This is a genomic window from Cellulosimicrobium sp. PMB13 (assembly GCF_051294865.1).
Taxonomy (GTDB): Bacteria; Actinomycetota; Actinomycetes; order Actinomycetales; family Cellulomonadaceae; genus Cellulosimicrobium.
In genome coordinates, this window is record NZ_CP145910.1 from 2,125,917 (window position 1) to 2,149,241 (window position 23,325).

A 23,325-nucleotide genomic window follows, 5' to 3' on the forward strand; every position below is an offset into this window, starting at 1 on the left:
TCGCGGGCTCCCGCCAGACCCGCCACGACCCGGCACGACCCGCCCGCCGTCCGCCCGCGCTCGCCCCGCCGTGCGGCCCCTCGTTCTGACGGGGCCGGACGGCGAGCGGCGAGGTCCTCAGGACGTCATGACGCGCGTGTGGAGCGCCTGGACGGCGTACCGGGCGGCCCAGAACGCGCCGTGCTGCCATGCCGAGATCTCGGACATCCAGTCGCCCGCGAAGTAGACGTTCCCCGCGCCCTGCTGGAGCTGCTTGAAGCGTGAGGACTGGGTGTTCGGGTAGGCCCAGGCGCCCTCGATGTAGGGCACCTTGTGCCAGGCGATGGAGAAGGAGCTCTCGAGCTCGGTGCGGTACTTCTCGCCGTGGATCTTGACCCCCTGCTCGACGGCCCGGAGCTCGCGCTGCTTCGGCGCCATGTCGCCGTAGGCGCGGGCGTTCGTGCCCGTGTTGTAGTAGCCGACGACGAGACCCTTGCGCTCGCCGTACCCGTAGGACGGGTACCAGACGTGCGCGAGGTCCATGTCGGTCTCGGTGATGCCGCCGAAGATCCGGTGGTCGTCCTCCCAGAACCGTGAGCGGTACTGCAGGCCGATCTTGCCGGCGGGCGACCCGACGGCGAACTCGCCGAGCGCCGCGTCGATGTCGGGACCCCAGTTGGTGGCCCAGCGCCGCATGAGACCGGCGGGTGCCGAGACGACCGCGAAGTCGGCGTCGACCTGGCGCGCCTTGCCGTTGTGCGCCGTGTACGTGACCCGGACGCCACCGGTGGTGTTCTCCACGCCCGTGACGGGAGAGTTGAAGAGCACGTTCTGCTTGCCGATCGCCCGCACGAAGTAGTCGTAGGTGACGTCCATGCCGCCCTTGGGCTGGAACATGAGCATCGACTGTTCCCAGTTGATCTCGAACGGGAAGTACATGCCCATCCGCGAGCCGAGGACCTCCGAGACGCTGCCCGGCCCGGGCAGCGGCGTGCCGTGCTCGTTCCACGCCGACGGGTAGACGGAGTACCCGCGGTTGTCCCCGCCCTGGTAGGTGCCGTCGGCCTTCAGGGAGCCCCAGCTGCGCAGGAACGCGCGCAGGTTCTCCTTGTCGGCGGCCGTCAGCTTCTGGTCGAGCGCGCCCTGGTCGGTCGCGTAGGTCAGGAGCTCCGAGGTGTAGCCGAAGACGTCGGCCTTCGCGGTGCGGTACCGGACGGGGTTGCCGGGGGTCGCGCCGGTGCGCTCGTTGTAGAGGTACGCGTCGGCGTTCGCGTTGGTGAAGACCTCGTAGGGCACGCCCAGCTCACGGAGGTAGTCCATCGTGACCATCCACTGCGCGATGCGGCCGGCGCCGGCGTTCATGTAGATGTTCTTGTCGAAGCGGGCCGTCTGCGTCACGCCGTTGACGTCGGTCTCGGAGTCTCCACCCCGGATCGTCAGCGTCCGCCCGCCGGCGCGGTGTCGCGCCTCGAGGACGGTGACCTGGTAGCCGGCCTTCTGCAGCTCGTAGGCCGACGCCAGGCCCGCGGGACCGGCACCGACCACGACGACCTTCTTGGCGGACCGGCCCGTCAGCGCGAAGTCGCTCTTCGTCGGGGCGATCCAGGACTCGTTCCTGGGCTGCGCCGCCGCCGTCGGGGCGAGACCGACCGCGCCCATCGTGGCGAACATGACGCCGGCGCCGGACGTGGCGCCGACCGCCTGGAGGAAGTTGCGCCGGGAGACGCCGGTCGTGCTCTCGTCTGTGACCATGTGGCTCGGACCTCTCGTCGTGAAGCCTGACGGGCTGCCCTCCCGGCGCTCGATGCCGGGTGCCGCCGTCAGCACCGTCGCCGACGTTAAGGACGTCGCGTCGCGAACCTGGGTCCGGCACGTTTCGCTCCGGTCAACGCCGCACGGACCTCGTAAACGTCTCGTTTCGTCCTCGTCGCTCCGGGTCCCGACGTCGTCACGGGGCCGCGCGGATTCAGGTGCGCCCCGGGAGGCGGGGTGGACCCGCCACGACACGCGCGCGTCACGAGGTCGAAACGCCCGGTCGCTACGTTCGCGGCTCCGGCCGAGCCTCTCGCTCGGCCGCGTCGGGTGCCAGGGCGGCGCCCGTCTCTCCCTTCCTGGAGGCACGCATGAAGAACCGTACGAAGGTCGTCCTGGCCGTCGCCCTCACCGCCGCCGTCGCGGTGCCCGGGACGGCCGTCGCCGCCGGCAGCCTCTTCCAGCCGAAGCCCACCGAGGCCGTCTCGTTCGTCACGGGGGACACCGCATCCATCGCGGACGGCGTCGCGTTCGGCCAGAACGTCGCCTGGTACAAGTCGTCCGGGCTCGGTCCGTCCGCGATGAACCGTGCGCCCGGTGCCACGGCGGAGCAGCGGTACATCCCGACCGACGTCTTCCCCGGGGGCACGCTCCCGGCGGGCGTGACGATCACCGAGGCGCAGGGCATCAACGCGCTCCTGCGCATCGGCGAGAACCTGGAAAAGGCCGGTCTCTCCTACGACGACGTCGTCTCGATGCGCGTCTTCCTCCAGAACCCGGCCGGCGCGGAGAAGATGGACTTCGCCGGCTGGAACCGGGCGTACCGGCAGTTCTTCGCCAACACGAACCTCGCGACCGGCGCGACGATGGACGTCCAGCTCGGCTCGGTCACGACGAAGCCGATGGTCGTCAACGAGGCGCGGCCGTCCCGCTTCGCGCTCGAAATCGAGAACCTGCCGGTCGACGGCTGGCTGGTCGAGGTGGAGGTCGACGCGGTCTACCCGAAGTGACGACCGCGGCCGGCCTCCCGGGACTCCGGTGAGGCCGGCCGCGGTGAGGCGCCGGGGAGTGCTCAGTCGCGGAAGACCTCGATCTGCGCGCCGAGCTCGCGCAGGCGCTCGGTGAGCTGCTCGTAGCCGCGCGCGATGATGTCGACGCCGCGCAGCACGGAGGTGCCCTTCGCCGCGAGCATCGCGAGCAGGATCACGACGGCGGGGCGCAGCGCCGGCGGGCAGCTCACCTCGGCGCCGGACCAGCGCGTCGGTCCGGTCACCTGGAGCCGGTGCGCGTCGAGCAGGCGGACGTCCGCACCGAGTCGCGTGAGGTCCGTGAGGTGGATCGCGCGGCCCTCGTAGACCCAGTCGTGGATGAGCGTCGTGCCGTGCGCACCCGCCGCGATGACCGCGAAGAACGGCAGGTTGTCGATGTTCAGGCCGGGGAACGGCATGGGGTGGATCTTGTCGATCGGGGCGCGTAGCTCGCTGGGATGCACGGTGACGTCGACGAGCCGGGTGCGGCCGTTGCGCGACAGGTACTCGGCGCTCAGCGTGTACCGCTGGCCCATCTCGGCGAGCGTCGCGAGCTCGATCTCCATGAACTCCACGGGCACGCGCGAGACGGTGATCTCGGAGCCGGTGACGATGCCGGCGGTGAGCAGGCTCATCGCCTCGACGGGGTCCTCGGAGACCGCGTACTCGACGTCGACGTCGATCCCCGTGCGCCCGTGGACGCGCAGCGTCGTCGTGCCGATGCCGTCGATCCGGACCCCGAGGAGCTCGAGGTAGAAGCACAGGTCCTGGACCATGTAGTTGGGGCTCGCGTTGCGGATCGTCGTCACGCCGTCGCGGCTGGCGGCCGCCATGAGCGCGTTCTCCGTCACGGTGTCGCCCCGCTCGGTGAGCACCACCGACAGGTCGCGGCCGTCGGCCGACGCGACCGTCGCGTGGTAGTTGCCTCCGGTCGCGGTGACGGACAGACCGAACGGACGCAGCGCGATCATGTGCGGCTCGACCGTGCGGGTGCCGAGGTCGCACCCGCCCGCGTACGGGAGCTCGAAGGTGTCGCGGAGCCCGAGCAGCGGGCCGAGGAACATGATGATCGAGCGGGTGCGCCGCGCGGCCTCGACGTCGATCGACGACAGGTCGAGCGCGGCCGGCGCGACGATCTCGAGGTCGCGACCGTTCGGTGCCCACGTCGCCACGACGCCGATGGATCGCAGGACGTCGACGATCCGATCGACCTCCACGATGCGCGCGACCCCGCGCAGTGTCGTGCGGCCCCGGTTGAGGAGGGAGGCGCACAGGAGCGCGACCGCGCCGTTCTTGGAGGAGTTGACCTCGATCGTCCCCGAGAGGGTGTGACCTCCCTGGACGCGCAGGTGCGAGCGCTTGGGGCCGCCGAGGCTGATGATCTCGGAGTCGAGGGCCAGGCCGATGCGGTTGAGCATCTCGAGGCTCACGTTCTGTGCGCCTTGCTCGATCCGGTGCACGGCGCTCTGGCTCGTCCCGAGGCGCTCGGCGAGCTGTGTCTGGGTCAGTCCGCGGTTCTGGCGGGCGCCGCGGATGAGGGCGCCGACCTGCGTGAGGGGTGCGTCGTCGATCATCGTCATGGCGCGACGATAACTCATGGATGAGATATTCGAGCGGTCGGGCAGGGTCACGGCGCGCGCGCCGTGTCCGTTCACTGCTCGGAGGTTGCTCTGTCGATGCGCCTCATGAGATATGTGAAGAGCGTGAAGCCGCAGGTCGGGGATCAGACGGGCCAGCGGCCGTCGGCCCCGGCGCCCACGTAGGGGCGCTCGCGACGCTCCTCGTCCAGCTCGTCCACCCAGCGGCGGTGCGCGTCCACCTGGTGGTCGTGCAGCGCGTCGAGGGTCGTCACGGCCAGGTGGGGGTGCGCGACCACCAGCGCGTCGAGCACGGAGAGCGTCGCGAGCGCGTCGACGTCCGCGGTGTGCAGCGTCCCGGTCTCCCGCACCCCGTAGTGCTGGCACAGGTCCGTCAGACGTCGCTTGCCCTCCCTACCCGGGTCGGCCGCCCGGTCGAGGACGAGAGGGTCGAGCACGGGCCGCACCGGACGGCCGAGCCGCTCGGGGAGCGTGCGCAGCCCGTGCCGGGCGAGCTCGACGTCGAGCAGGGTGAGGTCGAAGGCCGCGTTGTAGGCGACGACCGGTACGCCGGCGCGCTGGTGGTCGACGAGCAGCGACGCGATCTCATCGAGCGCGACGCGCGGCGCGACACCGTGCGCGACGACGTGGGCCGTCCCGATGCCGTGGATCGCCGTCGCGTCGGCCGGGATCGCGACGCCGGGATCGATGAGCCAGGTGCGCACCGTGGTCCCAGTGGGTCCTCGCCGTACGAGGGCCGCCGTGACGATGCGCTCGACGTCGACGTCGAGCCCTGTCGTCTCCGTGTCGAAGGCCACCAGGGGCCCCGCCGTCCAGCTCATCCGTTCCGCCTCCGTGCCCACGCCTGCGTCGCTCCCGTACCCGGTCCTGCGCCGGTCCCGCACCGGTCCCTAACCCGGTCCCGCACCGTGTCCGCACGGCCGGTGGGCCGACGTCGGGCCCGACCGGCCGACCGTGGCGTCACTCTCCCAGGGCCCGCCCACAGAGCCCGCGCCGACCAGGACGCGGACCGGCCACCCCGCCACGCGGGCCGCCGGTAGGCTGGCCCGGTGAGCAACGAGATCGAGATCGGACGTGGCAAGCGCGGTCGGCGCGCGTTCTCCTTCGACGACGTCGCGGTGGTGCCCTCGCGGCGCACGCGCGACCCGGAGGAGGTCTCCGTGGGGTGGCAGATCGACGCCTACCACTTCGAGCTGCCGATCATCGCCGCGCCGATGGACTCCGTGATGAGCCCCGCGACCGCCGTCGCGCTCGGCAACCACGGCGGCCTCGGCGTCCTGGACCTCGAGGGCCTGTGGACGCGGTACGACGACCCGCAGCCGCTGCTCACGGAGATCGCCGACCTCGAGCCGGTCGAGGCGACCCGTCGCATGCAGGAGATCTACGCCGAGCCGATCAAGGCCGACCTCATCACGCAGCGGCTCAAGGAGATCCGCGCGGCGGGGGTCACGGTCGCCGGTGCGCTGTCGCCGCAGCGCACGCAAGAGCACTACCAGACCGTCGTCGACGCAGGCGTCGACCTGTTCGTCATCCGCGGCACCACGGTCTCCGCGGAGCACGTGTCGGGTGTCGCCGAGCCGCTCAACCTCAAGCGGTTCATCTACGAGCTCGACGTCCCGGTCGTCGTCGGCGGCGCGTCGACGTACACCGCCGCGCTGCACCTCATGCGCACCGGCGCCGCGGGGGTCCTCGTCGGGTTCGGCGGCGGTGCGGCGCACACCACGCGCGTCTCGCTGGGCATCCACGCGCCCATGGCGACGGCCATGGCCGACGTCGCGGCCGCGCGCCGGGACTACCTCGACGAGTCGGGCGGCCGGTACGTCCACGTCATCGCCGACGGCGGCGTCGGCCGCTCGGGCGACCTCGTCAAGGCCGTCGCGTGCGGCGCCGACGCGGTGATGATCGGCGCGGCGCTCGCGCGTGCCGAGGAGGCCCCCGGCCGCGGGTGGCACTGGGGCCCCGAGGCGCACCACCCGCAGCTCCCGCGCGGCGAGCGCGTGCGCGTCGGCACGGCCGGCACGCTCGAGGAGATCCTCTTCGGGCCGGGCCGTCAGGCCGACGGCACGCTCAACCTCGTGGGCGCGCTGCGGCGCGCGATGGCCACGACCGGGTACTCCGACCTCAAGGAGTTCCAGCGCGTCGAGGTCGTCGTCTCGCCCTACCAGCCGCGCTGAGCCCGCGATGGCAGGACCTGCCGTCGACGGACCGCTGGATCGCGTGAGCGGGCGCGCGGTGCCGTCGAGGACGCTGGACGTGGCCGAGATCGCCGACCCCGACGTCGAGCCCGTCGTCGGGCTGTGGCGCGCGTGCGACCTCACGAGGCCGTGGAACGACCCGTACCGGGACATCGCCGACGCCCGGCTGGGTGAGACGTCGACCGTGCTCGTCGGGCGGGTGGCACCGGCTCTCGGGCCCGACGACGCGGCTGCGGCGGGTGACGCACCGCGCCCCGGCGAGGTGGTCGCCTCCGCGATGGTGGGCCTCGACGGTCACCGCGGCTGGGTGTACTACCTGGCCGTCGACCCGCGCGTGCAGGGCGGCGGGCTCGGGCGCGAGATGGTCGTGGCCGCCGAGGCGTGGCTCGCGGCCCAGGGCGCGCGCAAGGTCCAGCTCATGGTCCGGTCCGCGAACGAGGCCGTCGTGGCGTTCTACGCGCGCCTCGGCTATGCCGACCAGGGGTGCACGGTCCTCGGTCGGCGCCTCGACGACGCGTGACGTCGTGAGCGGCGCGACGCCGGCGTGGGCCCCGTGGCGGCCCACCCGGCACGAGGTCGCGGAGCTCGAGGCGGAGCACCGCGCGCGGGTCCGTGCTCTCGACGGTCTCGTCGCCGTGCCCGACCTCCTCGGCACGGGCCCCGACGCCGAGCCGGTCCTCGCGGTGCGGCTCGCGGACGGCTCGCGCGCGGTGGGCGTCGCGACCCGGTCGGACGTCGACGCGCGCTCGACCGCTGCGACGTTCCGCGCCCTGCGCGAGCGCCGCCTGCGAGCGCGCGCGGCGGGACCGGACGTCCCGGGTGCCGTCGCCGCGCTCGTCGGGACGTGGTTCGCCGAGGTGCGCACCGACCACGCCCCCGGTCGCCTGGCACCGGCCTCCGAGCCCCAGGACGCGGGGTCCGTCGCCGCGCCCTCCGACGAGGGCCTCGCGCTCCTCTGGCCGAGCCGCGACGTCGAGGCGGTGGCGGCGCTCGCGGCGTCCGGGCTGCGCCCCGTCGCGCACCTCGCGGCGCGCCGGGACGCGCGCCCCGGCGGATCCTCGGCCGACCTGCCGACCGGTGTCGTGCTGCGCGACGCGGTGCCCGCCGACGTCGAGGCCGTCGTGGAGCACCAGCTCGCCGAGCTCGCCCTCGACGCGCTCGTCGGATCGGCCCGTGTGCGCGAGGACGCGCGCGCGACGCTCGCCCCGCAGGTCGCTGCCGCCGTCGCCCGCCCGGACACGACGGTGCTGGTCGCCGAGCGGGTAGGGCCGGACGCGAGCGTGCTGGGGGTCGTGGCCGTCGAGCCGCCGCGCCTCTCGGGGCTCGTCGCGGGCGCGGTGACGCGTTCTCCCGCGGCCTACGTCGTGCTCCTCCACGTCGACGACGCGCTGCGCGGGCGGGGCCTCGGGTCGGCGCTGGTCGAAGGTGCGCTCGCCCGCGTCAGGGACGCGAGCGGCGCCGGCACGACCGTCCTCCTGCACCACGGCGTGCTCAACCCGCTGTCCGCCCCGTTCTGGGCACGGCACGGCTTCCGGCCGGTGCTCACGACGTGGGAGCTGCCTGTCGGCGCGACGACGTAGCCTGTCCTCATGGCCAGCTCCTCGGGTACCTCCAACCCTTCGCCCGGTCCCGTCCCCGGCGACGACGCCGCGCTCGACGGCCTGCTCGACCCGGAGAACCCCGCCGCGACGTACTTCCTCGAGCCGGACGTCGTCGCGCCGCTCGTCTCCCGGATCGTGACGAGCAGCGCCTCCGGGACGCACCGGTCGGTGCTGCCGTTCACGGGCGCGCCCCTGGCGGCGTTCCCCACGTCGTCGCCCGACGACGTCGCGCTCGCCGTCGACAGGGCACGGACCGCGCAGCGCGCCTGGGCACGCGTGCCGGTGACAGAGCGCGCCCGCGTCCTGCGGCGGTTCGGCGAGCTCGTGCTCGCCGAGCAGTCCGACGGCCTCGACCTCGTCCAGATGGAGTCCGGCAAGTCGCGCCGCAGCGCGTACGAGGAGGTCGCCGACGTCGCGATCGTCACGCGGCACTATGCCGTGCGCGGGCCGCGCTATCTCGCGGACCGTCGTGCTCCGGGGATGCTGCCCGTGCTCACGGGGACGCGCGTGCACCGGCGGCCGGTGGGGGTCGTCGGCGTCATCGCTCCCTGGAACTACCCGCTCACGCTCGCCTTCGCCGAGGCGGTGCCCGCCCTGCTCGCGGGCAACGGGGTCGTCGTCAAGCCGGACCCGCAGACCACGCTCACCGCGCTGTGGGGCGCCGAGCTCCTCGAGCGCGCGGGCCTCCCGGCCGACCTCTTCCTCGTCGTCGCGGGCGGCGGGGACGTCGGTGCCGCGTTGACGGACCACGTGGACCACATCGCGTTCACGGGCTCGACGGCGACCGGTCGCAAGGTCGCCGCGCGCGCGGGCGAGCGGCTCATCGGCGCGACGCTCGAGCTCGGGGGGAAGAACCCGCTCTACGTCGCGGCGGACGCGCACGTCCCCACGGCGGCGCGCGCGGCCCTGCGGGCCTGCTTCGGCAGCTCCGGCCAGCTGTGCGTCTCGATCGAGCGGCTCGTGCTGCACGAGGCCGTCGCGGACGCCTTCCTCGACGAGTTCGTGCCCCTCGTGCGCGCCATGCGGCTCGGCGCCGGCCTCGACTACTCCGCGGACATGGGGTCGCTCACGTCGCAGGCGCAGCTCGACCGCGTGGTCGAGCACGTCGACGACGCCCTCGCGCGCGGCGCCCGCGTGCTCGCGGGCGGCGTGCACCGTGCGGACATCGGGCCGTTCTTCTACGCGCCCACGGTCCTCGACGACGTGGCGCACGACGCCCGGTGCGCGACGGAGGAGACGTTCGGCCCGGTCGTGTCGGTCGTCCGCGTGGCGAGCGACGACGAGGCGGTGCGCGTCATGAACGACTCCGAGTACGGCCTGAACGCGAGCGTGTGGACCCGTGACGTGGCCCGTGGTCGGCGGATCGCCGCGCAGGTCGAGGCGGGCACGGTGAACGTCAACGACGGGTACTCGGCGACGTTCGGCTCGGTGGGCGCGCCGATGGGCGGGTTCAAGGCGTCCGGTCTGGGGCGGCGCCACGGGCGTGAGGGGATCGAGGCGCTCACCGAGGCGCAGACGATCTCCGTGCAGCGCGGCGCGAACCAGGGCCTGAGCATCGACACGCTCTACGAGCTGGGCGGCGAGCTGCCGAGCCGGGTGCTCACGACCGCGCTCGACGTCATGCGACGGCTGCGCCTGCCCTGACCCGACCGGTCGCGACCCGTCGAGGGTGGGCTCAGCGCACGACCGCGTCGAGCAGGGCCTTGACCGCAGCCGGGACCTCGCGCACGCGGTAGAGCACGGCCTTCCAGGGCTCGACGCTCGCGGCGCTCACACCGACGCCGACCGCGTCGAGCCCCGCGACGCGGCACGAGAAGAGCGCGCGGGGCAGGTGGTAGCCCTGCGTGACGACCACGGCGTCCGCGAAGCCGAACTCGTCGACCGCGCGCGTGCACGTCGCGTGCGTGTCGTAGCCCTCGCGGTCCAGCAGGATCGCGTCGTCGGGCACGCCACGGTCGAGGAGCCAGGCGCGCATCGAGGCCGGTTCGTCGTAGTCGTCGTGCGCGTCCCCGCTCACGAGGATCACGGGTGCGACGCCGCGGGCGTGCAGGTCCGCCGCGGCGTCGAGCCGACGCCGCAGGTAGGTCGAGGGCGAGCCGTCGGGCCGCAGCCCGGCGCCCAGCACGACGACGGCGTCGCTCGTCGGGACGTCGTCCGGGGCGGCCACGTGGGCACGGCCCACGCCCTGCACGACCAGGAACGGGGAGAGCGCGAGGAGCGCCAGGCCCGCCGCGCCGAGCACCATCGTCCGCCGGCGAGGGCGGCGGGTTCGGGGACGGCGGGGCGCTCGCGCGGACGTCTCGGTCACGCGCCGACCCTAGCCGCACGGACGACGTCTGGAGCGTTTCGCGACACACGTCCCGCGACGCGTCAGCGTCCGAGGTCGGCGAGCTCTGCGACGAGGTTCGCCCGCGCCCGGTCCTCCCAGCGCTCGACGGCGAACGGCGTCCGGTAGAGCGGACCGGCGTCGAGCAGCGAGCGCAGGACCGCGGCCCGCCCGGCCCGGAACGCGTCGTCGGGCACGTGGGCGTACTCGGCGCGCACCTGGCGCACGTAGCGCGCGTACCGGTCGGGTGCCGCGGCGAGGATCGCGAGGTCGGCGTCGGAGACCAGCGCTCCGGCCCGGTCGTCCGGTGCAGGGTCGTGGTGCGTCGTGAGCAGCACGAGCCGCGCGATCTCGGCGACCGCGCGGGCGTCCGTGTGCGGCGCGAGCGCGGTCGTCGCGAGCTCGGCCGAGCGCTCCTCGTCCCGCCCTGCCTCGCCGTCGTGCACGGCGTCGTGGAACCAGATCGCGAGCTGGGTGACGGAGGCCGTCGGTCCCGCGGCGAGAGGTGCTGGCCCGGACCCGTGCACGTCGGGCGTGCCCGCGGCGTCGGGCACCCCGGCCGGACGACCCTCGAGGAGGGCGAGCGAGTCCAGCGCGTGCACGAGGTGCTCGGGCCCGTGATACTCCCGGTGCGGCTCGTGCCAGCGCTCGACGAGGTCGACCCCGACGTCGCGCGCCCCCGGCAGCAGCGCGTCCCACCGCGCGAGGAGCGCGTCGGCCTTGGCGGCACGACGAGCACGACCGGGCACCCGCAGTCCCGACGCCCCGAGCCGACGCGCGAGCTCTCGCCCGTCGACCGGCACGGCACCCGCCGCCACCGCGTCGTCGTAGCGCTCCGCGGCGACGTCGTAGTGGTCGAGGTCGAAAGCGCGCCGGCTCAGCCCGATCGCCTCGGCGAGCGCGTGCAGCTCGGCAAGAGACGAATCCGACACGAGATGGCTGAACAGCGTCCCGTGCGCGGGCCACGCGGGCGGGTCGACGTAGACGGTCACGCTCCGAGCATGCCATCCGCGCGGAACCTCCTGACCCCGCGCGCACCACCCGTGTCAGGAAGCCGGACGTGCCCCCTCCACCACCTCGACGCACTGCCGCGCGATGGCGAGCTCTTCCATGGTCGGGATCACCATGACCAGCGTCGACGTCCAGTCGGGCGAGATGACGCGCGGCTCGCCGGAGTCGACGGCGTTGCGGTCCGGGTCGATCGACAGCCCGAGCGGCTCCAGCCCGTCGACGACGGCGGCGCGCACGGCGGCGTCGTGCTCTCCCACGCCGGCGGTGAACGCCACGACGTCGACGCGGCCGAGGACCGCGTGGTACGCGCCGACGTACTTGCGCAGGCGGTGGATGTAGACGTCGAACGCCTTCTGCGCGTCCTCGTCGCCCGCGTCGATGAGGCGCCGCAGCTCGCGGAAGTCGTTCACGCCGGACAGGCCCTTGACGCCCGAGCGCTTGTTGAACAGGTCGTCGATCTCGTCGATGCTCATGCCCGCGTTGCGCGCGAGGTGGAACACGACCGCGGCGTCGATGTCGCCGGTGCGCGTGCCCATGACCAGACCCTCGAGCGGCGTCATGCCCATCGACGTGTCGACGGCGACGCCGCCGCGCACCGCCGACGCCGAGGCCCCGTTGCCGAGGTGCAGCACGATGGTGTTGAGCGACTCCATCCGTCGGCCGAGCACGCGCGCGACCTTGCCGGCGACGTACTGGTGGCTCGTGCCGTGGAACCCGTAGCGCCGCACGCCGTGCTCCGCGGCGACCTCGCGGTCGAGCGCGTAGGTGGACGCGGCGTCGGGCAACGACGTGAAGAACGCGGTGTCGAACACCGCGACGTGCGGCACGTCGGGCAGCAGGTCGCGCGCGACGCGGATCCCCGTGACGTTCGGCGGGTTGTGCAGCGGCGCGAGGGGCGAGAGCTCGTCGATCTGGCGCACCACCTCGTCGTCGACCAGGACGGGCTGGGAGAAGACCGCCCCGCCGTGCACGACGCGGTGCCCGACGGCGTACACGTCGGCGTCCGCGAGGTTCGGCCCGACCTCGTCGAACAGCCCGAGGGCGATGCGCAGCGCCTCGCCGTGGTCGGGGACCTCCTGCTCGCGCGTCGTCGTGTTGCCCGCGAAGCGGTGCTTGACGATGCCCTGCTCCTCGCCGATCCGTTCGATCGTGCCGGCGGCGATCGCCTCGCCGCCGACCGGGTTGACGAGCTGGTACTTGAGCGACGACGACCCCGAATTCATGACGAGCACCGAGCCGTGCGCCCCGTACGCGCTGTAGGGGTTGGGGCGCTCACCCTCGGGCAGGATCGTCATGAGGTGGCTCCCTGGGGGTCGGGGGTCGTGGAGGCGCCGGCTGCTGCCGGCTCCGGGGCGGCGGCGGGCGCCTGCGCCTGGATCGCGGTGATCGCGACCGTGTTGACGATGTCCTGGACGAGCGCGCCGCGCGACAGGTCGTTCACCGGCTTGTTGAGGCCCTGGAGGACCGGCCCGACGGCGACCGCGCCCGCGGAGCGCTGGACCGCCTTGTACGTGTTGTTGCCCGTGTTGAGGTCCGGGAAGATGAACACCGTCGCGCGGCCCGCGACGTCGGAACCCGGCATCTTCGACGCCGCGACGGACGCGTCCACGGCGGCGTCGTACTGGATCGGCCCCTCGACGAACAGGTCGGGGCGGCGCTCGCGGACGAGAGCCGTGCCGCGGCGCACCTTGTCGACGTCGGCGCCCGAGCCGGACTCGCCCGTCGAGTAGGAGAGCATCGCGACCCGCTGGTCCACGCCGAACTGCGCGGCCGTCGCCGCGGACGAGATCGCGATGTCGGCGAGCTGCTCGGCCGTGGGGTCGGGGATGACGGCGCAGTCGCCGTAGACGAGCACGCGGTCGTCGAGGCACATGAGGAACACCGACGACACGACGGACACGCCCGGACGGGTCTTGATGATCTCGAACGACGGCTTGATGGTGTGGGCGGTCGTGTGCTTGGCGCCCGAGACCATGCCGTCCGCGAGGCCGAGGTGGACCATCATCGTGCCGAAGTAGGACACGTCCTGGACCCGTTCGCGCGCCTCGTCGAGCGTGATGCCCTTGTGGGCGCGCAGTCGTGCGTACTCGGTCGCGAACAGCTCGACGTGCTCCGGGTCGTGCGGGCTGAGGACCGTCGCGGCGTCGATGTCCAGGCCGAGCTCGGCGGCGCGGGCGCGGACCTTCTGCTCGTCGCCGAGGATCGTCAGGTCGGCGACCTGGCGGCCCAGGAGCGTGGACGCGGCGCGCAGGATGCGGTCGTCGTCGCCCTCGGGGAGCACCACGTGCTTGCGGTCGGCCCGCGCCCGGGAGAGCAGCTCGTACTCGAACATCAGCGGCGTGACGACCTCGGGCCGCGGGACGTCGAGGCCCGCGAGGAGGGCCGCGCCGTCGACGCTCTGCTCGAACAGCGCGAGCGCCGTGTCGACCTTGCGCTGGGACTCCTTGGTGACGCGGCCGCGCGCCTGCGCGGCCGCGCTCGCGGTGCGGAACGTGCCGAGCTCGGTGCGGATGATCGGCAGGCTCGGGTCGAGGTCGGCGACGAGGCGCGCCGTCGACTCCGGCGGGAAGAAGCCGCCGTTGAGGATGACGCCCGCGAGCGACGGGAAGCCCGACGCCGAGTGCGCCGCGAGCAGCCCGATGAGGATGTCGACGCGGTCGCCGGGCGTGATGACCACCGCGCCGTCGGTGAGCCGGTCGAGGAGGTGCTCGAACGACATCGCGCCGACGAGCAGGTCCGTCGCCTCGCGCGCGAGGAGCGCCTCCTCGCCGAAGGCGAGCCGTCCGCCCACGGCCTCCATGAGCGTGCGGACCGTCGGGGCGTCGAGGAACGGGTCCTCGGGCACGGCCCACCCGGCCACGCCCTCGGATCCCGGGCCTGCGAGGAGCGACCGCACGGCGTCGAGGTCCTCGGGCGTCACCCGGTTCGCGATCACGCCGATCGGCTGCGCGTGCTGCGAGCGCAGCTCGGCCACGCTCACCTCGATGAGGTTCCCCACGGCGTCGGGCTGGCGGCCCTTGCCCGAGACCACGAGGAGCACGGGCGCGCCGAGGTTCGCCGCGACGCGCGCGTTGAAGGACAGCTCGGTGGGCCCGGCGACGTCGGTGTAGTCCGTCCCGACGACGACCACGAAGTCGCACGCGCTCGCGACCTCGTGGTAGCGCGTGACGATCCGGGAGAGCGCCGCCTCCGGGTCGGAGTGCACGTCCTCGTACGTCACGCCGATCGCCTGCTCGGCGGTCAGGTCGACGCCGTCGTGCGCGAGCAGCAGCTCGAGCACGTAGTCCTGCACGTCGGGCCCTGCGGCCCGGGTGACCGGCCGGAAGACCCCGACCCGCTGGACCTTGCGGGCCAGCAGGTCGAGGACCCCGAGCGCGATCGTGGACTTGCCGGTCTCGCCCTCGGGCGAGGTGATGTAGATGCTGCGAGCGGGAACGCTCACTCGTTGTCTCCTCCTGTGTCCTGCGCGGCGCCCGTCGCGCCGTTGTACTGCGGGCCGCCGTCCTCGGTGCCGGTCTCGCCCACGTCCGGCCAGACCCACTCGCGCACCTCGGGGATGTCCTCGCCGTGCTCACGCGTCCACTGCCGGGCGGCGAGGCGGGCGTCGACCATCTCCTGGCGCAGGCCCGCGTAGCGCGAGCGCAGCTCCGGGACGCGGTCGATGACGTCGATGACGAGGTGGTACCGGTCGATGTCGTTGAGCATCGCCATGTCGAAGGGCGTCGTCGTGGTGCCCTCCTCCTTGTACCCGCGCACGTGGATGTTGGCGTGGTTCGTGCGGCGGTACGTGAGGCGGTGGATCAGCCACGGGTAGCCGTGGTAGTTGAAGATCACCGGGCGGTCGCTCGTGAACAGGGTGTCGAAGTCCTTGTCCGACAGCCCGTGCGGGTGCTCGTTCTCGTCCTGCAGGCGCATGAGGTCGACGACGTTCACGACGCGCACCTTGAGGTCGGGCAGCCGCCGGCGCAGGATGTCCGCCGCCGCGAGCACCTCGAGCGTCGGGACGTCGCCCGCGCACCCGAGCACGACGTCCGGGTCCTCGCCCTCGACCTCCGTGCCGGCCCACTCCCAGATGCCGAGTCCGCGCGTGCAGTGCGCGATCGCCTCGGGCATCGACAGGAACTGCGGCGCCGGCTGCTTGCCCGCGACCACGACGTTCACGTACTGGCGCGAGCGCAGGCAGTGGTCGTAGGTCGAGAGCAGCGTGTTCGCGTCCGGCGGCAGGTAGACCCGGACGATCTCGGCCTTCTTGTTCACCACGTGGTCGATGAAGCCGGGGTCCTGGTGCGAGAAGCCGTTGTGGTCCTGGCGCCACACGTGGCTCGACAGCAGGTAGTTGAGGCTCGCGATCGGCCGGCGCCACGGGATGTGGTTCGTGACCTTGAGCCACTTCGCGTGCTGGTTGAACATCGAGTCGACGATGTGGATGAAGGCCTCGTAGCTCGTGAACAGGCCGTGCCGCCCGGTGAGCAGGTAGCCCTCGAGCCAGCCCTGGCACTGGTGCTCCGAGAGCATCTCCATGACGCGGCCGGCGCGCGCCAGGTGCTCGTCGACGTCGGGGCCGTAGAAGTCCGCGTTCCACTGCTTGTCCGTCACCTCGTACACCGGCTGGAGACGGTTCGACGCCGTCTCGTCGGGCCCGAAGATGCGGAAGTTGTCGGGGTTGAGCCGCACGACGTCGGTGAGCCACTGGCCCAGCACGCGCGTCGCCTCCGCGACGGCCGAGCCGGGACCCGACACGTCGACGGCGTAGTCCCGGAAGTCCGGCAGGCGCAGGTCCTTGAGGAGCAGCCCGCCGTTCGTGTGCGGGTTGTCGCTCATCCGCAGCGTGCCCTCGGGGGCGAGCGCCGCGATCTCGTCGCGCAGGCGGCCGTCGTCGTCGAACAGCTCCTCCGCCCGGTACGACTCGAGCCAGCCCTTGAGGACCTGGAGGTGCTCGGGAGTGTCCCGGGCGCTCGCGAGCGGCACCTGGTGCGCGCGCCACGAGTCCTCCGTCTTCTTGCCGTCGATCTCCGGCGGGCACGTCCAGCCCTTCGGGGTGCGGAAGACGATCATCGGCCAGGCGGGACGCTCGTCGTTCCCGGCCTCGGCGTCTGCCTTGATCTGCGCGATGTGGTTGAGGACCTCGTCGAGGAGCTTCGCGAAGCGCTGGTGGACCTCGAAGTGGTCCTCGCCGTCGAAGCCGCCGACGAAGAAGTACGGCGTGTGGCCGTAGCCGATCATGAGGTCGCGCAGCTCGTCGTCGCTGATGCGCGCGAGCACCGTCGGGTTGGCGATCTTGTAGCCGTTGAGGTGCAGGATCGGCAGGACGACGCCGTCGTTGCGCGCGTTGACGAACTTGTTGGAGTGCCAGCTCGTCGCGAGCGGCCCGGTCTCGGCCTCGCCGTCGCCGACGACCGCCGCGACGAGCAGGTCCGGGTTGTCGAACGCCGCGCCGTACGCGTGCGAGAGCGCGTAGCCCAGCTCGCCGCCCTCGTGGATCGAGCCGGGCGTCTCCGGCGCCACGTGGCTCGGGATGCCGCCCGGGAACGAGAACTGGCGGAAGAGCCGGCGCAGGCCCTCGGTGTCCTGCGTGATGTCCGTGTACGTCTCCGAGTACGTCCCCTCGAGGTACGCGTTCGCGACGAGACCCGGTCCGCCGTGCCCCGGTCCCGCGACGTAGATCGTCGACTGCCGGCGCTGGGCGATCGCGCGGTTCAGGTGCGCGTAGAGGAAGTTCAGACCGGGCGTCGTGCCCCAGTGGCCGAGGAGGCGCGGCTTGACGTCGTCGCGCGACAACGGCGTGCGCAGCAGCGGGTTGGCCAGGAGGTAGATCTGCCCGACGGACAGGTAGTTCGCGGCGCGCCACCACGAGTCGACACGACGCAGCGTCTCCTCGTCGAGCGGGGCGACCTCGGCGGGACGCCAGGCGGTGGACTCGGTGGCGGTGGTCGTGCTCATCTCACGCTCCAGCAGGGGGAAGGGTTCGTGAACGACTACGGCTTCATACAACCCCATCCACCCTGGCCCTGCACGGGGTTCGGCGCGAGGCCGCGGTGTGACGTGCGCCCGAACCGCCAGAAAGGGTCGAAGGTCCCGGTCGGTCCGGTGGGCCGGTGCTGCCGCGCCCGACGCACCGATGTGACGTCCGCCCGATCGGTGCCAAGGATTCCGGCCAGCGACCGGTGCGCGGATACGGTGGGCACGTGCCCGAGACCGCTCCCCGCCGTTCGCTCTGGGAGGTCGCCCGTCAGCCGCGGATGATCGGCCTGCTCGTCCTGTTCCTCGCGGCGGCCATGGTGTGCGCACGCCTCGGTGTGTGGCAGCTCGACCGCGCGCAGCAGCGCGCCGAGCTCGCGGCGCAGCAGGAGGCGGCCGAGGCGGCGGCGGAGGGCCCCGAGGGGCTCGGGATCCTGCTCCCGCCCCAGTCCACGTTCCCGGGCGAGCTCGTCGGGCGGCAGGCGTGGGTCGAGGGCGAGTACGACGCCGCGGGCCAGCTTCTCGTCGCGGGCCGCGCGCTCGACGGCGAGGTGGGCTATCTCGTGCTGACCCCGTTGCACGTCACGGACGACGGGACGGGCGGCGACTCGTGGGCCGACCTCTCGGGAGCGCCGGTGCTGCCCGTCGTGCGCGGATGGGTCGCGTCGCCCGACGACCCGGTCGCGCTCCAGGTGCCCGACGGCGAGGTGCGCCTCACCGGTTACCTGCAGGCGTCGGAGGCCGCGGGGGAGGAGGTGCTGCCTCAGGGTCAGACCGACTCGATCTCCACGGGATCGCTCGTCAACGCGTGGGGCGGGCCGATGTACTCGGGATACCTCGTGCTCATCGCGTCCGACCCGCCGCAGACGTCGCCGGCCGACGGCGGTCCCGCCCTCCTGCCGCGCCCGACGATCGAGGGCGGCACCGGGCTCAACCTGCAGAACCTCTTCTACGCGCTGCAGTGGTGGGTGTTCGGCGGGTTCGCGGTGCTGCTGTGGCTGCGGCTCGTGCGCGACGAGGCCGCCGGGGTGCGCCGCGGGTCGCGGGGCGACGACGACGGGATCGCCGGGCTGCCGGGCGACCGCCAGATCGACCCGAGCGCTCCGACGTCGACCCTCTGAAGGTCGATCTCGAGACGCTCGGGTCGATCTCACGGTCGCCGTCGCATCGCCTCCCGCACGCGGCGGACGAGCGCGTCAGGGTCGGTCAGGTCCGCCCACACCACGCGGAGCACGACCCAGCCGGCCTCGACGAGGGCGTCGTGCCGCAGCTTCTCGTGCCACAGCCGCTCGTCGGGGTCGCCGAAGTCCCCGCCGGCGTACTTCACGGCGCCGTCGAACTCGATCGCGACCTTCAGCTCTGGCCAGGCCAGGTCGAGCCAACGGCGCCCGAGCCGGGTGTCGACCGCGAGTCCCGGCGTCGGCGCCGGAAGGCCGGCGTCGTGGATGATCCAGCGGACGATCGACTCACCGGGCGACTCGGCGCGAGCGTCGGCCAGGGCCACGACCGACCGCGCGCGGCGTACGCCCCTCGTGCCGGCCGACTCCTCGAGGATCGCCTGGATCACGGCAGGGTCGGCACCGGCCCGCAGGCCCGAGTCGGCCACCACCAGAGCCTGCGCTCCGGTGAGCCCCCGTGCGCAGTCGACGACGGTGCGTTCTAGCGTGGTGACGGGCAGGCCCACCAGTTCCGTGCGGTCGCGCCGAGGAAGTACGGTCCAGTGCCGGCGCAGTCGGGGATCGCGGACCTGCGCCCCCTTCGGAGCGCGCAGCTGGGTGACGTGCACGATGTCGGCGAGATGCCAGGTCCAGCAACCGTGCAGGAGCGCGGCGCTCGTGTGGCTGAACCAGTAGGTCGTCGTGAGCCGTTCGGCAACCGCCGTCATCTGCCGCAGCACCTGCTCGCGGCGGGACTCGGCGGGACCGCTGTTCGCGGCGCGCGGTGGCAGGTAGACGCCGCGGCGGACGCGTTCGAGAGCACCGCTGTCCGTGTGGCGAGCGAGCTCGGCGCGCCGCTCCTCGGTGAAGCGGACGGCGAGCGGGAGGACAGGACGGGAGGCCGCGCGATCGTCGCCGGGACGCCGGTCGGTCGGCGGCTGGACGAACGAGCGAGCGGGCGTCGGTGTCTGCACGGCACAGAGCCTGCTGCGTGGGCATCGGCCGCCGACACCCCTCGGGGAAATCTGTGGACGGCCCGACGCGAGATCGACCCGAGCGCACCGAGATCGACCCTCTGAAGGTCGATCTCGTGACGCTCGGGTCGATCTCGCGAGCAGGGCCGTCGTGCGGCGCTACTCCTGCTGCCAGGAGTGCCACAGCCGCGCGTAGTCGCCCCCGGCCGCGACGAGCTCGTCGTGCGGCCCGATCTCGCTGATCCGACCGCCGTCGACGACCGCGACCCGGTCGGCGTCGTGCGCGGTGTGCAGGCGGTGCGCGATCGCGACGACGGTCCGGCCCTCGAGCACCGCGTTGAGCGAGCGCTCCAGGTGGCGTGCCGCGCGCGGGTCGAGCAGCGACGTCGCCTCGTCGAGCACGAGCGTGTGCGGGTCCAGGAGCACGAGGCGCGCGAGCGCGACCTGCTGGGCCTGCGCCGGAGACAGGGCGTGCCCGCCCGATCCGACCTCGGTCGCGAGACCGTCCGGCAACGACTCGACCCACCCGCGGGCGTCGACGGCGTCGAGCGCGGCGACCAGCGCGTCGTCGGTCGCGTCGACGTCCGCGAGCCGCAGGTTCTCCGCGAGCGTGCCGACGAACACGTGGTGCTCCTGCGTGACGAGCGCGACGTGCCGGCGCAGGTCCTCCAGCGGGAGCTCGACGAGCGGCACGCCGCCCACGGTGACGGAGCCACCGGTGGGCGGGTGGATGCCCGCGAGCATCCGCCCGAGCGTCGACTTCCCCGCGCCCGACGGCCCGACGACGGCGAGGCGCTCGCCGACACGCAGGTCGAGGTCGATCCCGTGCAGCACGTCGTGGCCCTCGCGGTACGCGTAGCGCACGCCCCGGCCGACGACGTGCTCGTCGGTCGGCACCTCGGTGCCCGCCTCGCGGTCCGGGGAGACGAGCCCGACGCCGACGACGCGCGCGAGCGACACCGCGGCGACCTGCAGCTCGTCGAGCCAGAACACGAGGTCGAACACCGGCCCGCCCATCTGGAACCCGAACGCGGCGACGGTGGTCACCGTGCCGACCGTCGCGTGCCCCTGCGACACGAGCCACCCGCCCCACAGGAGGACGACGATCGGCGCGAGCGCGACCGCGGCGTCGATCGACGGGATGAGACGCATGCGCAGCCGCAGCGTGTAGTCCTCCGCGGCGAACGCCTCGCGCAGGTCGGCGTCGATACGACGGCGCAGCCGCCCGCCCAGGTGCAGGGCGTCGACCGTGCGCGCCCCCTCGACCGTCTCGGTGATCGTGCCGTTGAGCGTGGCGTACGCCGCCGACTCGCGCAGGTAGCCCGGGGTGGCGCGCGCGAGGTACCAGCGCGTCGCGACGACGACGATCGGCACGCCGACCAGCAGGCCGAGCGCGACGAGAGGCGCCGCGAGGAACGCCGCGACGAGCGTGAGCGTGATCGTCACGACGCACACCAGGACGCGCGGGATGCCGAACCGGATCGCGTGCTGGAGCTTGTTGACGTCGTTGGTGGTCCGCGCCACGAGGTCGCCGGTCCCGGCGCTCTCGACCGTCGAGAGCGGCAGCCGCGTGACGGTGTCCATGAACTCCTCGCGGAGGTCCGCGAAGACCTCCTCGCCGAAGATCATCGACACGCGCTGCGCGAACCGCACGACGACCGCCTGCACGAGCACCGCCGCGAGCCCGATGAGCACGAGCTGGTCGACCTGGGCGACCGTCGTGCCCCCGGCGACCTCGTCGACGATCCGGCCGAGCAGGAACGGCCCGGCAAGGCCCGCGACGGCGGCGAGCGTGTGGAGCACGGCGACGCGCGTGAGCGCGCCGCGGTGCCGGCGGAACAGCGTCGCCGTGGTCCGGCGGACCTGTGCGCCGTCGGCGATCGGCAGCTTCCGGTCGCTCATCGGGCACTCCCTGCGGTCTCGTGGTCGTCGGTACGGCTCGTCGCCCGGTCGGTCGGGCCCGGTTCGTCGTCGGTCATGCTGCGTCCCACGACGGCGCGGTACGCGGTCCCCGCCGCGTCGTGGCGGGCGAGGAGCTCCGCGTGGGTGCCCTGCGCGACGACGCGACCGGCGTCGTCGAGCAGGTGCACCGCGTCGAGGTGGTCGAGCACGAGGGGGCTCGCTGTCACCACGAGCGTGGTGCGCCCGCGCCGCGCCGCGGCGACACGTTCGGCGATCCGCGCCTCGGTGTGCGCGTCGACCGCGCTGGTCGGCTCGACGAGGACGAGGATCTCCGGCTCGGTGAGCAGCGCCCGGGCGAGCGCGACGCGCTGCCGCTGGCCGCCGGACAACGAACGACCCTTCTCGGGCAGGTCGCCCGCGAGGCCGCCGGGCACGGAGTCGAGGACGTCCTGCGCGTCGGCCGTGAGGACCGCATCCATCAGCGCGGCCTCGACGGCCCGGCCGCGCGCGTCGAGCTCCTCGCCGAGCACGCCGGAGAACAGGTGGCTCGTCGCCTCCGCGACGACCACGCGGTGCCGGAGGTGCTCCGTGTCGAGGTCGGCGAGCAGCACACCGCCGAGCCGGACCGGCGTGGCCGCCTCGGCGTCGTCGTCGAACCGGCCGAGCCGTACGGCGACCTGGGCCGACGTGTCCGGGTCCGCCGAGACGAGACCCACGACCCGGCCCGGCTCGAGCACGAGCCCGCTCGCCTCGTCGGCGAGCGGCGCGCCCGGCGCGGGGGCCGGTGCCGGCGTGGCCGACGGCCGCGTCGCCGCCTCGATCCGCAGGACGTCCTGGATCTTGCCCGCCGAGATGAGCCCGCGGATCGTCATCTGGAGCATCTGCGTGGCCATCTGCACGGGCCACGCGAGGAACGCCGCGTAGGAGTAGTAGGTGACGAGCTGGCCGGGCGTGATCTCGCCCGCTACCGCGGCGCGCGCGCCCAGCCAGACCACGGCGACGGCGAGCAGACCGGGGAGCAGCACCTGGAGGCCGTCGAGGTACGACTGCACGACGGCCACGCGGACGCCCTCGCGCCGCACGGTCTGCGACTGCGCCGCGTACCGACCCGCGAAGACCTCCTCGCCGCCGATGCCGCGCAGGATGCGTAGGCCTGAGACGGTGTCGGCGCCGAGCGACGTCAGGCGCCCCGTGGCCTCGCGCTGCGCGGCCTGACGCGACTGCAGCGGCTTCACCAGGAGGGCGAGGATCGCGGCGACCACGGGGATCCCGAGCGCGATGACGAGCCCGATCGTGAGGTTCTGGGACAGCAGCACGATCGTCACCGCGACGTAGGCGAGCACGCCGCCGAGGAACCGGCCCGCCATGGCGAAGATCTCGCCGGTGCGCAGGGCGTCGTTGGCGACGGCGGCGACCACCTCGCCCGTGGGGAGCTTGCGCGTGATCGCGTGACCCGACCGGGAGGCCTTGTAGCCGACGACCTGCGAGAAGGCGAAGGCGGACCGGAGCCAGTTCTCGACGTCGTACCGGTGGCTCAGCGCACCCGCGCCGACCATGACGACCGCGACGGCGAGGAGCGCCCCGATGCCGAGGAAGAGGTCGCGGCCGAACCCGCTCGTGAGGCCGTCGTCGACGACGCGACCGAACAGGAGGGGCGTGGCGGCCTGGCCGAGCATGGTGAGCGCGCCGACGAGCAGCGCCATCGCGAGGATGCCGCGCTGGCGCCACGCCTGCCACGCCAGCATGCGCGCGGGCGTGGTGAGCGGAGGGGTCCCTGGGTCGGGGAGGGGGAGGGGTCGCACGGTGTTCTACCCTAGGTTCGGCGTCCGACACGGAGCCACGGA

The 23,325-nt window shown here is 73.2% G+C and carries 17 protein-coding genes; 6 read left to right on the forward strand and 11 right to left on the reverse strand.

Annotated features, from left to right (window positions below; translation table 11 throughout):
• Positions 1 to 117: 117 nt before the first annotated feature.
• A complete protein-coding gene (locus tag V5D56_RS09720) occupies positions 118 to 1,731 on the reverse strand; it encodes a flavin monoamine oxidase family protein (protein ID WP_435738804.1) in 1,614 nt (537 codons plus the stop codon).
• A 371-nt stretch (positions 1,732 to 2,102) separates the two neighbouring features.
• On the opposite strand from V5D56_RS09720, the gene V5D56_RS09725 reads away from it, so the two are divergent.
• Complete coding sequence (locus V5D56_RS09725) at positions 2,103 to 2,741, forward strand: Rid family hydrolase (RefSeq protein ID WP_435738805.1); 639 nt, start codon at positions 2,103 to 2,105, stop codon at positions 2,739 to 2,741.
• A gap of 62 nt (positions 2,742 to 2,803) precedes the next feature.
• Here V5D56_RS09725 and V5D56_RS09730 read toward each other — a convergent pair whose 3' ends face one another.
• Together V5D56_RS09730 and V5D56_RS09735 are read right to left on the reverse strand one after the other, a co-directional pair.
• Complete coding sequence (locus tag V5D56_RS09730; protein WP_435738806.1) at positions 2,804 to 4,339, reverse strand: helix-turn-helix domain-containing protein; 1,536 nt, start codon at positions 4,337 to 4,339, stop codon at positions 2,804 to 2,806.
• 143 nt (positions 4,340 to 4,482) lie between these two features.
• Positions 4,483 to 5,178, reverse strand: a complete 696-nt coding sequence (locus V5D56_RS09735; protein ID WP_435738807.1) for an exonuclease domain-containing protein — start codon at positions 5,176 to 5,178, stop codon at positions 4,483 to 4,485.
• 228 nt (positions 5,179 to 5,406) lie between these two features.
• On the opposite strand from V5D56_RS09735, the gene V5D56_RS09740 reads away from it, so the two are divergent.
• The 4 genes from V5D56_RS09740 to V5D56_RS09755 all read left to right on the forward strand — a co-directional run bounded on the left by V5D56_RS09740 (position 5,407) and on the right by V5D56_RS09755 (position 9,797).
• Complete coding sequence (locus V5D56_RS09740; protein WP_435738808.1) at positions 5,407 to 6,531, forward strand: GuaB3 family IMP dehydrogenase-related protein; 1,125 nt, start codon at positions 5,407 to 5,409, stop codon at positions 6,529 to 6,531.
• A gap of 79 nt (positions 6,532 to 6,610) precedes the next feature.
• Complete coding sequence (locus V5D56_RS09745; RefSeq protein ID WP_435738809.1) at positions 6,611 to 7,072, forward strand: GNAT family acetyltransferase; 462 nt, start codon at positions 6,611 to 6,613, stop codon at positions 7,070 to 7,072.
• Positions 7,073 to 7,076: 4 nt separating this feature from the next.
• On the forward strand, positions 7,077 to 8,132 hold the full coding sequence (locus V5D56_RS09750; protein ID WP_435738810.1) for a GNAT family N-acetyltransferase: 1,056 nt from the start codon (positions 7,077 to 7,079) through the stop codon (positions 8,130 to 8,132).
• A 9-nt stretch (positions 8,133 to 8,141) separates the two neighbouring features.
• Complete coding sequence (locus V5D56_RS09755) at positions 8,142 to 9,797, forward strand: succinic semialdehyde dehydrogenase (RefSeq protein WP_435738811.1); 1,656 nt, start codon at positions 8,142 to 8,144, stop codon at positions 9,795 to 9,797.
• Between the two features lie 31 nt (positions 9,798 to 9,828).
• Here V5D56_RS09755 and V5D56_RS09760 read toward each other — a convergent pair whose 3' ends face one another.
• The 5 genes from V5D56_RS09760 to V5D56_RS09780 form a co-directional block, all read right to left on the reverse strand.
• Entirely contained in the window at positions 9,829 to 10,461 is a 633-nt protein-coding gene (locus tag V5D56_RS09760; protein ID WP_435738812.1) for a SanA/YdcF family protein, read from the reverse strand.
• A gap of 62 nt (positions 10,462 to 10,523) precedes the next feature.
• On the reverse strand, positions 10,524 to 11,471 hold the full coding sequence (locus tag V5D56_RS09765; protein ID WP_435738813.1) for a DUF4031 domain-containing protein: 948 nt from the start codon (positions 11,469 to 11,471) through the stop codon (positions 10,524 to 10,526).
• Positions 11,472 to 11,525: 54 nt separating this feature from the next.
• Positions 11,526 to 12,785, reverse strand: a complete 1,260-nt coding sequence (locus tag V5D56_RS09770) for an acetate/propionate family kinase (protein ID WP_435738814.1) — start codon at positions 12,783 to 12,785, stop codon at positions 11,526 to 11,528.
• Positions 12,782 to 14,932, reverse strand: coding sequence for a phosphate acetyltransferase (gene pta / locus V5D56_RS09775; RefSeq protein ID WP_435738815.1), 2,151 nt, complete (start codon positions 14,930 to 14,932; stop codon positions 12,782 to 12,784). Before pta ends, V5D56_RS09770 begins: the two co-directional genes overlap by 4 nt.
• Positions 14,929 to 17,430, reverse strand: a complete 2,502-nt coding sequence (locus V5D56_RS09780) for a phosphoketolase family protein (RefSeq protein ID WP_435738816.1) — start codon at positions 17,428 to 17,430, stop codon at positions 14,929 to 14,931. Before V5D56_RS09780 ends, pta begins: the two co-directional genes overlap by 4 nt.
• Positions 17,431 to 17,675: 245 nt before the next feature.
• Here V5D56_RS09780 and V5D56_RS09785 point away from each other — a divergent pair, with 245 nt between their 5' ends.
• Positions 17,676 to 18,569: an SURF1 family protein gene (locus V5D56_RS09785; RefSeq protein WP_435738817.1), complete on the forward strand. Its 894-nt coding sequence runs from the start codon at positions 17,676 to 17,678 to the stop codon at positions 18,567 to 18,569.
• 29 nt (positions 18,570 to 18,598) lie between these two features.
• Here the strand turns inward: V5D56_RS09785 and V5D56_RS09790 are convergent, their stop codons facing one another.
• From V5D56_RS09790 to V5D56_RS09800, 3 genes are all read right to left on the reverse strand, one after another.
• Positions 18,599 to 19,579, reverse strand: a complete 981-nt coding sequence (locus V5D56_RS09790) for a hypothetical protein (protein ID WP_435738818.1) — start codon at positions 19,577 to 19,579, stop codon at positions 18,599 to 18,601.
• Between the two features lie 159 nt (positions 19,580 to 19,738).
• Entirely contained in the window at positions 19,739 to 21,481 is a 1,743-nt protein-coding gene (locus V5D56_RS09795) for an ABC transporter ATP-binding protein (RefSeq protein ID WP_435738819.1), read from the reverse strand.
• Positions 21,478 to 23,283 carry an ABC transporter ATP-binding protein gene (locus V5D56_RS09800; protein WP_435738820.1) on the reverse strand — a complete coding sequence of 602 codons (1,806 nt, stop codon included), beginning with the start codon at positions 23,281 to 23,283 and terminating at the stop codon, positions 21,478 to 21,480. The genes V5D56_RS09795 and V5D56_RS09800 overlap by 4 nt, the downstream gene beginning before the upstream one ends.
• Positions 23,284 to 23,325 lie beyond the last annotated feature (42 nt).

Excerpts from the sequence above, each read along its gene's own strand:
- V5D56_RS09755 (WP_435738811.1), top strand. The coding sequence starts at position 8,142 with ATGGCCAGCTCCTCGGGTACCTCCAACCCTTCGCCCGGTCCCGTCCCC.
- V5D56_RS09735 (WP_435738807.1), bottom strand. The coding sequence starts at position 5,178 with ATGAGCTGGACGGCGGGGCCCCTGGTGGCCTTCGACACGGAGACGACA.
- V5D56_RS09720 (WP_435738804.1), bottom strand. The coding sequence starts at position 1,731 with ATGGTCACAGACGAGAGCACGACCGGCGTCTCCCGGCGCAACTTCCTC.
- V5D56_RS09795 (WP_435738819.1), bottom strand. The coding sequence starts at position 21,481 with ATGAGCGACCGGAAGCTGCCGATCGCCGACGGCGCACAGGTCCGCCGG.
- V5D56_RS09725 (WP_435738805.1), top strand. The coding sequence starts at position 2,103 with ATGAAGAACCGTACGAAGGTCGTCCTGGCCGTCGCCCTCACCGCCGCC.
- V5D56_RS09780 (WP_435738816.1), bottom strand. The coding sequence starts at position 17,430 with ATGAGCACGACCACCGCCACCGAGTCCACCGCCTGGCGTCCCGCCGAG.
- V5D56_RS09730 (WP_435738806.1), bottom strand. The coding sequence starts at position 4,339 with ATGACGATGATCGACGACGCACCCCTCACGCAGGTCGGCGCCCTCATC.
- V5D56_RS09770 (WP_435738814.1), bottom strand. The coding sequence starts at position 12,785 with ATGACGATCCTGCCCGAGGGTGAGCGCCCCAACCCCTACAGCGCGTAC.